Here is a 9,601-nt window from a genome sequence, read left to right as displayed (position 1 = left end):
CGCCATCCCGGCCCGGGGCACCGCGGCCCGTCCGAAGCCGCGGCCGTCAATCAAACGGCCAGGGCGCTGCGTCGTCCGCTCCAGCTGATTGCAGGCCGTGCAAAGCGGTCGATTCGACTCTTTGGGTCTTTCACGACACGCCTGCAGCCCCGCTCCATTGAGCGGGGCTACGCCATCAACCGTCAGAACTCGGTCGACAGGCTCACCGAGTACGACACGCCCGGGTCGTAGCGCAGGATGTTGACCTTCTGGCCCGCGCGCTCCTGGTACTCGTGGAACTCCGTGTCCAGCAGGTTGCGGGCGGCGAAGCCGATGGTCAGCGGCTGTTCGCCGAAGCGCATGGTCTTGCGCAGCACGAAGTCCATGGTCAGGCCCGGCTCTTCCACGTAGTCCGGCTGGCCGGGGCGGCCGCGCGCGGACACGCGCTCGCTGACGTAGTTCGCGATCAGCGTGGCCTGCAGGCCGCTGCCTTCGTTCTCGATCCCGAACTGCAGGTTGGCGATGTGCTCGGACTGCCCCTGCAGCACGCTGCCGTCGCGTACGAACAGGCGTGCCGCCACCGGGGTGGCGAAGCCGTAGGGCTGCACCGTGTCGTCCTCGTCGGCGTTCACTTCCGAATCCGTCCAGGTGTAGTTGGTGGCCAGGTACAGGCGGTTGCCCGTCCACCAGTCGGCCTGGAAGTCCGCGTCGAAGTACTTCTTGAATTCCAGTTCCGCGCCGTAGACGGTGGCCTCGGGCGCGTTGAGGAAGCTCTGGAAGGTCGTGCCGCCGGCGAAGTTGACGTTCGATTCGATCGGCTTGTCGATCATCTTGTAGAACAGGCCGGCCGTGAAGTACTCGCCCGAGCCGAAGAACCACTCGTAGCGGGCGTCGAAGTTGGTCAGCTCGCTGTCGACCAGGTACGGGTTGCCGGTGAACAGGCGGTCGCTGTCCGGGTCGGTGTACTGCTGCGGCGCCATCTCGCGGAACTGCGGCCGGGCGATCGTCTGCGAGGCGCCGAAGCGCAGCTGCCGGTTCTCGGCGATGTTCCAGGTCAGAGTGAGCGCCGGCAGGAAGTAATCGTTGCGCAGCGGCTCGGGGCCCGGCTGGCGCACGCCGGTGAAGATGTCGTACGGGTGCACCGCCTGGGTCGCATCCTCGTAGCGCACGCCCAGCGTCGCGCGCAGGTTCGGGGTGATCTCGCCGTCCAGCTGCGCGTAGGCGCCGAGCACCTTGAGGGTGGCGTCGTAGGCCGCCGCGCCGAAGCTGCCGGTGGTCTCGCGCAGGCGCAGCAGGTCCTGGCTCAGGTTGTAGTCGGAGAACAGGTAGTCGGGACGCTGGTAGCGGTTGTAGAACGGCAGCGGGCCGTCGAGGGCGAGGAACCGGAACTCGCGCGACCACGCGCCGCGGTCGTTGTCCATGTACGAGGCGCCGGTGCTGAGCGTGAGGTCGCGCTCGACCGGCAGGCGCCAGGTCAGGTCGACGCCGCCGCTGGCCACCTCGTCCTCGACCGCGCTGAAGCGGGTGTAGTTCTGCACGCGCGAGGCGTCGTGAGCCCAGTAGCCGTCGACGTTTTCGTAGCGGATGCCCTTCTCGTAGGGCACGTCGCGGGTGGCGCGGGCCACCGCCGCGCGCCACTCCACCTTCAGGTCGTCGTACTCGCCGAAGGCGTGGCTGCCGTTGATCTGGTGGTTGAGCATCTCGCGCTCGAACCACTCGGTGTAGTCGTCGCGGGCCTCGAAGCCGGCCAGGTTGTCGACGCCGGCGCGGCTACGCGCTTCCTTGATCGTGTCGTGCACGTACAGCGTCGTCAGGCCGATGCGGTGGCGGCCCCACTCGTAGCCGAAGCCGAGCAGGGCGTTGACTCGGGCGTTGTTCTGGGTGGAGAGGAATTCGTAGTCGGAGTCGTACTCGAGCACGTCGCCGACGAAGAAGCCCTGCTCCTGGTCGCCGAAGCGGGTCCGCCACTCGTTCTCGAAGCCGGCGACCGCGATCACGCCCATGCGCGAGTCGTCGCCCATCTCGGCCGAATAGCCGGCGCTGAAGCCGACGTTGGCGTCCGGATCGATGCTGTCCTTTTCCTGCAGCACGTTGAGGTTGGCGTTCTGGAAGCTGCGCCCGATCCGGCGGATGTCCTCGCGGCTGAAGTTGCCGAGGTCGACCCGCTGGCCGGTCCCGATGGCGTCGCGCAGCTCGCGCGGCATCTTCCGCGTGCCGTCGTCGTAGCCGGACCAGTCGTCTTCGGAGCCGTAGTAGGTCAGGCCCTTCTCGCCGGTGGTGACGCTGTTGCCGCCGCCGCCGACGCTGAACTTGAGGAACGGCTCGTCGGGGATCGTCAGCGACTGCAGGTCGACCACGCCGCCGCCGAACTCGCCCGGATACTTGACCGAGTACGTCTTCTGCACGGTCATGCCCTGCAGCACTTCAGCCGGGAACAGGTCCAGCGGCACCACGCGCTGCATCGGCTCGGGGCTGGGCAGGGGCGAGCCGTTGAGCAGCGCCGAGGAATAGCGCTCGCCCAGGCCGCGGACGTAGACGAACTTGTCGCCGACGATGCTCACGCCCGACACGCGCTGCAGCGCTTCGGCCGCGTCGTCGTCGCCGGTGCGCTCGAAGTCCTCGCGGGTGATGAACGAGGCGACCTCCGCAGTTTGCAGCATCGGCTCGGGGATGTATTCGCCGCGCACCTCGACCGCATCGAGCTGCGCCGGCTGGCCGCTCGCGGCGTCGCCGGTCGCCTGCGGCGCGGCGGAGGCGGGCGCGGCCTGGGCCACGGTGGCGTAGACGATGGTGGCCTGCGGCGGAACGCCGGCGGATCCGCCGGGCGACTCGGGCTGCTGGGCCCATGCGCTCTGGCAGGTGAGCAGGGCGGTGATCGCGACGGACAGGCCGCTGCGGGTCGGATGACGTGTCATGGTGTGGCCTTGGGCTGCGGGGGCGGTACGGGGCGACATGCAGGAGGGGGCGGCCGCAACGGCCGCCCCCTGTGGGCAGGGAGGCGTCGACCCGCTCAGCAGGGCGTGTCGGCCGACAGGCCGCAGGTCCAGCCCTGCCACCAGGTGTCGGAGGCGTTGCGTACGCCGCCGATGTAGTCCACCTGCTGGAAGAAGCTGTCGACGCCGACCAGTCCCTGGAAGGCCCCGACCGCAGTCTCGTTGGCGCCGTTGACGAACACGCCGGTCAGGGTCGAGGTGCCGGTGGAGTTACCGGTGCCGGCTTCGAACGCGTCCTGCGCGCGCTGGTCCGCGAACGCGACCGGGCAGGTGAAGAACACCGAACCGAAGGTGCCGGTCGTGTTCTCATCCGAGATGCTCAGGCACTGCGTGCCGGCATCCGTGCCGCCTTCCGGACGCGTCACCACGGTGTTGTAGAACTCGGCCTGCGTGCCCTGGTTGAGCGTGATCGCGGCGCCGCCGCCGGCGCGGCCGACGTAGGTGAAGTTGGCGACCTTGGGGTTGGAGTAGGGCTCGCGACGGATCGACGACCACTCGTTCATGCGGTCGCCGCCGCCGGCGCGCTGGAGCACGATGCCGAACTGCAGGGAGCCGTCCCAGCCGGTGTCGGTGTCGAGGCTGTCGTCGTCGGCGCCGGTGACCACGATGTAGCGGCCGTTGACCGTGCCACCGAAGAACTCGATGCCGTCGTCGGAGCTGTTGTGCACCTGCACGTACTCGAACAGGGTGCCGTCGCCCACGCCGCCCAGGGTGATGCCGTTGAGCTCGTTGTTGGCGGTGACCTCGAAGCCCGAATGCTTCACGCGCAGGTACTTCACCACGCCGGAGTTGTCGCGCGGGGCATTGCCGCCGTAGAAGCCGTCGGTGCCCTCGATCTGTTCCTGGCACTCGGGGGTGCCGGACACTGTCTCGCCGGGGCAGGCGTTGATCGGCGCGCGGCCGAGCAGTACCAGGCCGCCCCACAGGCCGATGGAATCGGCGCCGGTCTCGCCTTCGATGTCGGCGCGCGCGGTCAGGGTGATGGGGTCGCTGGCGGTGCCTTCGGCATAGATCTGCGAACCGCGGTTGACGACCAGCAGGTCGGCGCCGGCGGAGCCGTAGAGGGTCACGCCCGGCTCGATGGTGAGGATGCCCTGTTCGGCGCCGGCGACCGGCGCGTTGCCATCGCCACCGCGATCGTCGCCGACGGCGACCCGGCCGCTGATCGCGTAGATCGTGCCGTCGCGCTGCGGGATCACGAAGTTGCCGGTGATGCGCTCCGGCAGGCGGCACGCGCGCAGGCTGTTGTCGGCCACGGTGCCGATGTTGGCGAAGCCTTCGGGACAGTCCGCGGCGGGGCCGTCGCTCGGGGGCGGGGGCGGCGGCGGCGTGGTCGGCGGCGGCGGGGGCGGCGGCGTGGTGGGCGGCGGCGGGAAGGCGCCTTCGCCGGGCGACGCGACGCGATCGGCGCCGTTGCCGCAGGCGCTGAGGGCGAGCACCGCGCCGAACGTCATGAGCAGGGCCTTGGAACTGTGGCGCATGGACATCTGTAGGTCTCCGGAAGGGTGGACTGCGAACGCAGCAGTGGAACCGCGGCCCTGTTCCGCCCGTGGGGCGGCAACCGCTGCGTTCCGGTGAATCGAAGGTGAAGGCTAGGTCCGTTGCGTGACAGCTTTCTTGCAGCGATGCGACGGCTTTCCCCGGATCGTCATGCGCGCGGACGATTGCGCTCGTGCGACAGCTGTCATCGTGCTGTCATGTTTCGCCGGCTTCCTGATGCACACACGCGCAAGGGAGCATGGGATGGACAGCAGGCCGCAGATCGACCAGGCCGCGCTCGACTGGCTGCTGGGGCAGGTGCGTTCGGGCGCCTCACCCGACGACGTGGTCGCATCCATGGTCGGACAGGGCTGGCAGGAGGACGATGCGGTCGCTGCGCTGGAAGATGCGATGCGCGATCACCTGGCCGCGCACGCGCGCGACCACGGCCTGCCGGCGCCGGAGAAGGTGCCGTGTCCGGTCGGAATGAACGACGCCTCGGTGATCGACGCCGGCGACCGGCAGGTACAGGTGCTGGCCAGCATGCTGCATCCGCGCGTGGTGGTGTTCGGCAGCGTGCTCTCGGACGAGGAATGCGACGCGATGGTGGCGATGGGTCGCGAACGGCTGAAGCCCTCGTCGGTGTTCAATCCCGATACCGGCACCGACGAACCGCACGAAGCGCGCAGCAGCCAGGGCACCTTCTTCCGCAGGGGCGAGACCCCACTGTGCGCACGGATCGAGCAGCGCCTGGCGCGGCTGGTCGACTGGCCGCTGGAGAACGGAGAAGGGCTGCAGCTGCTGCGCTACGGCCCGGGTGCGCAATACCGGCCGCACTACGACTACTTCGATCCCGACCGCCCGGGCGCGCACGTGGCGCTCGCGCGCGGCGGCCAGCGGGTGGCGTCGATCGTGATGTACCTCAACACCCCCGCGCGCGGGGGCGCCACCACGTTTCCGGACGCGCGCTTCGAGGTCGGTGCGGTCAAGGGCAACGCGGTGTTCTTCGCCTACGATCGTCCGCACCCGATGACCGGAAGCCTGCACGGCGGCGCGCCGGTGCTCGACGGCGAAAAGTGGGTGGCGACCAAGTGGCTGCGCGTGGGTCGGCACCTGTAACTGCCGTTCGTCGGCTTATACCTGCCGCTCGTCCTTCCAGACCGCTTTTGTCATCATGGTGTAACCCACCAGGCTCCGGCGCGGTGTGTGATCCCTACACATCTGCCACAGCGCCCCGGCGCCGGAGTCTCCCGATCATGCGCATCGCCATTCCCCTGTTGCTGTCTTTCGCCTTGCCGCTCGCTGCCAATGCCACGGACGCACCGCAATCGACGCAGCACGTGTACACGTATGCCGTCGAGCTGGGCGCCGACGGTCGCCTGCAGGACCTGGCGCCGTACGGCGCCACTTCCGGTGCGGCCGGAGATGCGCTGTCGGCGGAGATCCGCGACTGGGTGTTCGCCCCCGATGCAGCCGCGGGCGACGGCCAGGGCACCCGCACCTACCTGCGCGTGGTGGTCGACGAGCCGGCGCAGGGCGGCCACCGGGTCGTGTCCGCGACCACCGGCCCCGCGCTGGCGGCGATGACCGCGCCCGAGTATCCGATGCGCGACCAGCTCGCCGGCAAGGAGGGCATGGTGGTGCTGCGGCTGCAGGTCGCGGCCGACGGTGCGGTACAGGACGTCGACGTGCATGCCGCGACCGGCAACGTCACCCGGGCGATGGCCGGGGCCGCGGCGACGGCCTCGCGCCAGTGGCGCTTCGCGCCCGAGCAGGTCGCCGGGCAGCCGGTGGCTTCCACGCTGCTGTGGCCGGTGTGCTACCTCGGGCCCACATCCGCACCGTCGACCTGCAACTGGACCGGGCCGGACGACCAGCGCTTCTCGAGCAAGACCGTGCTGCCGCTGGATCCGAACGTCACCGTGTCGTACGCGGCGCGCTGAGCGCCGCGGCTACTCGTCCTCGTCGAACACGGTGATGCGGAGGCCGTTGAACGGCTGCGGGTCGCCGTTCCAGCGCGCGTAGATCGGCCGGCGCTGGCGCTCGCGGAACCCGTGCCGGCGCAGGGCCGTCATTTCCGGCTCGGGCAGGCAGCATTCGATCGCCAGCGCGCGGCACCCGGCCGAGCGCGCCTCGCGCGACAGGCGTGCCAGCGCACGCTGCGGCGCCAGCCCCGCGCCGACGTGGAAATCCGCGATCCGCAGCACGTCGCCGTCGCGCTGGCAGGCGAACCAGGCGCACGGTGTCGCCTCGCCGCGGCGACGCAGGTACAGGAAGCGGAACGCGGCCAGCGGACTGCGCGAGAAGCGCCAGTCCAGGGTCTCGGCGTCGCGCTCGCCGCGCATGATGCAGTCGTCGTGCGCCAGCGGCGGGTGCGCATCCGGCAGCGGAGTGTCGTGCCAGTCGGCCTCCAGCGTGCGGCCCGGCAGGTCGCGCAGGCCGTCGCGCAGGCGCAGGGCGAGGTCGAGCCCGGCGCCGGCCATCAGCGCCAGCGGCGCGGGCAACATCCGCTGCAGGTAGGGCGCGTGGCGCAGCGCGCAGACCAGCAGGACCATGTCGCCCACGTGCCGGTATCCCAGCCGTTTCACCACGGGCACGGCATTCTGGTTGGGGAAGCCGTACACCAGGTCGCAGGCCTGCAGTGCGCGCTCGCAGGCGGCGCGCTGCAGCTGGAGCGCGGGACCGAGCAGGCGATGGCCCGACAGCACGGCCATGTCGGCGAGCAGGCCGGCGCGCAGCTGCCGGGCGCCCACCCGCATGGTGCGCCAGCCGACGCCGGCGGTGCCGACGACTTCGCCGCCGGGGCCGAAACGCAGCACCTGCAGCAGCGCGCCGACGGGGGCGTCGCGGTAGAACCAAGCGAATTTCGCGGCGCGTCCTTCCACCTGGCCCAAGCTCGCGCGCCAGACCGCGACCGCGGCCTCGGCGTCGCGCGCGAGGTCGCCGTCCCCGACCGAATACGCCGCGTCCGGCGCGGGCTCGGCGTTCACGCCGTCGCCTCCGCGACGGACACCTCGCCCAGCAGCACGGGACGCAGATGCAGGGGACGCGTGGTCCTGCGCTTGCGCGCGATGTCGTCGTACACCGCCTGCGCCTGCTCCGTGCTGAGTGCGAGCGCCTGCGCCAGCGCGGCGGCCTCCACCCCATGTTCCAGCGACCACAGCGCGAGGTCCATCGCCCGGTAGGGCAGGGCGAAGTAGAACTCGTCCTGGCCCTGGGCGAGGCTGTAGGTGTCCGTGGTCGGCTGCGCGTTGCACAGGCGTTCGGGCAGGCCGAGGTGTCGGGCCATCGCGTAGACCTGGCTCTTGTACAGGTGCGCGATCGGCTTGACGTCGGCCGAGCCGTCGCCGTTCTTGACGAAGAAGCCCTGGTCGTACTCCAGCCGGTTGGGCGTCCCCACCACGGCGTAGTGCAGCCGATCGGCATGGAAATACTCGATCGTCTTGCGCAGGCGCTGCTTGTAGCTGGTCGCGGCGACGATGGTCAGGTACTCGTGCAGGCGCAGTTCGTGCTCGTGCAGGCTGCCATCCGGCGCCTGTGCGACCAGGCGGAAGCGGTTGATGGCGCCGTCGCTGCCGCCGGCGATCGCGAGCTTCATCTTCCAGTCCGGTCCGAACGCCGGCAGCACCGTGCGCACGGCAGCGTCGCGCGCGGCGTAGGCACCGATCGCCTCCAGCGCCGGTGCGATGTCGAAGGTCTCGGCGGTGACGCCGAGGGTGTCGGCGAGCAGCTTCGCGCGGGCGGCACTGTCGGGGTCCGAATCGCGCTCGGGCAGGATCAGGCAGTGCACCCGCGACGCGCCGATCGCGCGCACCGCCAGCGCGGCGCAGACCGAGCTGTCGATGCCGCCGGAGATCGCCACCACCAGGCCGCGCCGCTTCAGCGTGCCCGCCATCGCCTCGCGCAGCGCGGCGCAGATGCGCGTCGCCTCGCGCTCGCAGTCCAGGTCGAGCACGCTCCAGTCCAGCGTGCTCATGCCGTCGCCTCCACGACGTCGCTCCGGCGAGCCAGCACCGCCCGCACCGTGCCGGCGCCGTCGTGCAGTTCGCGTACCGCGTCGAACGCGCGCTCGTTGCGCAGCCGGCGTGCCATCGCCGGGCCCTGGCCGACGCCGACCTCGAACGCCAGCCACCCGCCCGCGCGCAGGAAACGCGGCGCGTCTTGCACGAGGCGGGTGAGGATCGACACGCCGAGCGGGCCGCCGTCGAACGCCAGCGCGGGTTCATGGCCCGCGATTTCCGGCGCCATCGCCGGCACCTTGCCGCTGCTGATGTACGGCGGGTTGCAGACCAGCACATCGACGCCGCCATGGAACTGCGGCGTGTCGAAGGGCGAGAGCAGGTCGCCGCAATGGATGTCCACCCGGGCGTCGAGCCCGAGCGCGGCGGCGTTGCGTCGTGCGAGCCCCACGGCGTCGGTGCTCAGGTCGCTGGCCTGGACGCGCACCGGCGCGGCGCCGCGCGCGATGGCCAGGGCGAGGTTGCCGCATCCGGTGCATACGTCGATCACCAGCGCGTCGGCGCGATCCTGCACGGCGGCGCGCGCCAGATCGATGGCTGCCGTGGCCAGCAGTTCGGTTTCCGCGCGCGGGATCAGCGCGTCGGGGCCGGCCAGCAGCTCCATGCCCATGAAATGCTGGCGCCCCGTGAGATGCGCCAGCGGGACCCCGGCGATGCGCTGCGCCAGCAGCGTGTCGAGCCGCGCCTGCGCATCGACGTCGAGCGCGGCCGGCATCGTGGTCGCCGCGCTGACCGCAGAACGCGGCGCCCCGGCCGCGGTCCACCAGAGCGCGAGCAGCGTGTTCTCGGGCGTCTCCTCGGGCTTGTCCGGTGCGGGCCGCCAGCAGTCGCGCAGGCGCGAGAGCCTGGCGTGGTACGCGTCGGCCTGGATCATGCCGCGGTCGCGCGCAGCACGAACGAGACCATGCGGTCCACCGAATCGAAGTTCTCCGGCACGATCGCCGTGTCCTTGACCTGCAGGGAGAAATTCTCTTCCATCAGCAACACCAGTTCGAGCACGCCGGTGGAATCGATCACGCCCATGTCCAGCAGCGACGCATCGTCGGGCAGTCGTGCCGGATCGTCGGTGAACATCAGGTTCTCCAGGATGTGTCCGCGGATGGTCTGGCGGATGGCGGCTTCGCTCATGGG

The 9,601-nt window shown here is 70.5% G+C and carries 8 protein-coding genes; 2 read left to right on the top strand and 6 right to left on the bottom strand.

Translation table 11 applies throughout. The features are described from left to right. Window positions 1-182: 182 nt before the first annotated feature. Entirely contained in the window at window positions 183-2,894 is a 2,712-nt protein-coding gene (locus QFW81_RS00780) for a TonB-dependent receptor domain-containing protein (protein ID WP_280576652.1), read from the bottom strand. Between the two features lie 95 nt (window positions 2,895-2,989). Further along, window positions 2,990-4,459: a hypothetical protein gene (locus tag QFW81_RS00775; protein ID WP_280576651.1), complete on the bottom strand. Its 1,470-nt coding sequence runs from the start codon at window positions 4,457-4,459 to the stop codon at window positions 2,990-2,992. Between the two features lie 256 nt (window positions 4,460-4,715). Between QFW81_RS00775 and QFW81_RS00770 the strand changes: the two genes are divergently transcribed. Continuing rightward, a complete protein-coding gene (locus QFW81_RS00770) occupies window positions 4,716-5,570 on the top strand; it encodes a 2OG-Fe(II) oxygenase (RefSeq protein ID WP_280576650.1) in 855 nt (284 codons plus the stop codon). Between the two features lie 137 nt (window positions 5,571-5,707). Beyond that, window positions 5,708-6,394 (top strand): TonB family protein, encoded by a 687-nt coding sequence (locus QFW81_RS00765; protein ID WP_280576649.1) that lies wholly within the window; start codon window positions 5,708-5,710, stop codon window positions 6,392-6,394. 9 nt (window positions 6,395-6,403) lie between these two features. On the opposite strand, the gene QFW81_RS00760 is transcribed toward QFW81_RS00765, so the two are convergent. Genes QFW81_RS00760 through QFW81_RS00745 form a run of 4 tightly spaced genes read right to left on the bottom strand, consistent with a single transcriptional unit; the run spans window position 6,404 to window position 9,598 of the window. Next, complete coding sequence (locus QFW81_RS00760) at window positions 6,404-7,441, bottom strand: hypothetical protein (protein ID WP_280576648.1); 1,038 nt, start codon at window positions 7,439-7,441, stop codon at window positions 6,404-6,406. Continuing rightward, the gene (gene nadE, locus QFW81_RS00755) at window positions 7,438-8,427 is read right to left on the bottom strand and encodes an NAD(+) synthase (protein WP_280576647.1); all 990 of its coding nucleotides are present in this window, start codon (window positions 8,425-8,427) and stop codon (window positions 7,438-7,440) included. Before nadE ends, QFW81_RS00760 begins: the two co-directional genes overlap by 4 nt. Further along, window positions 8,424-9,344, bottom strand: coding sequence for a N5-glutamine methyltransferase family protein (locus QFW81_RS00750; RefSeq protein WP_280576646.1), 921 nt, complete (start codon window positions 9,342-9,344; stop codon window positions 8,424-8,426). Before QFW81_RS00750 ends, nadE begins: the two co-directional genes overlap by 4 nt. Then, the gene (locus QFW81_RS00745; protein WP_280576645.1) at window positions 9,341-9,598 is read right to left on the bottom strand and encodes an acyl carrier protein; all 258 of its coding nucleotides are present in this window, start codon (window positions 9,596-9,598) and stop codon (window positions 9,341-9,343) included. The genes QFW81_RS00750 and QFW81_RS00745 overlap by 4 nt, the downstream gene beginning before the upstream one ends. Window positions 9,599-9,601 lie beyond the last annotated feature (3 nt).

Origin of the sequence: Luteimonas kalidii, assembly GCF_029887935.1 — a bacterium.
GTDB classification, from domain to species: Bacteria; Pseudomonadota; Gammaproteobacteria; order Xanthomonadales; family Xanthomonadaceae; genus Luteimonas; species Luteimonas kalidii.
The sequence above is the reverse complement of the archived record's forward strand: the minus strand, read 5'-3'. Positions and strand labels throughout refer to the sequence as shown.

Bases quoted from the DNA above. Each gene is read 5' to 3' on its own strand.
- QFW81_RS00780 (WP_280576652.1), bottom strand. From the start codon at position 2,894: ATGACACGTCATCCGACCCGCAGCGGCCTGTCCGTCGCGATCACCGCC.
- QFW81_RS00775 (WP_280576651.1), bottom strand. From the start codon at position 4,459: ATGTCCATGCGCCACAGTTCCAAGGCCCTGCTCATGACGTTCGGCGCG.
- QFW81_RS00770 (WP_280576650.1), top strand. From the start codon at position 4,716: ATGGACAGCAGGCCGCAGATCGACCAGGCCGCGCTCGACTGGCTGCTG.
- QFW81_RS00765 (WP_280576649.1), top strand. From the start codon at position 5,708: ATGCGCATCGCCATTCCCCTGTTGCTGTCTTTCGCCTTGCCGCTCGCT.
- nadE (WP_280576647.1), bottom strand. From the start codon at position 8,427: ATGAGCACGCTGGACTGGAGCGTGCTCGACCTGGACTGCGAGCGCGAG.
- QFW81_RS00750 (WP_280576646.1), bottom strand. From the start codon at position 9,344: ATGATCCAGGCCGACGCGTACCACGCCAGGCTCTCGCGCCTGCGCGAC.
- QFW81_RS00745 (WP_280576645.1), bottom strand. From the start codon at position 9,598: ATGAGCGAAGCCGCCATCCGCCAGACCATCCGCGGACACATCCTGGAG.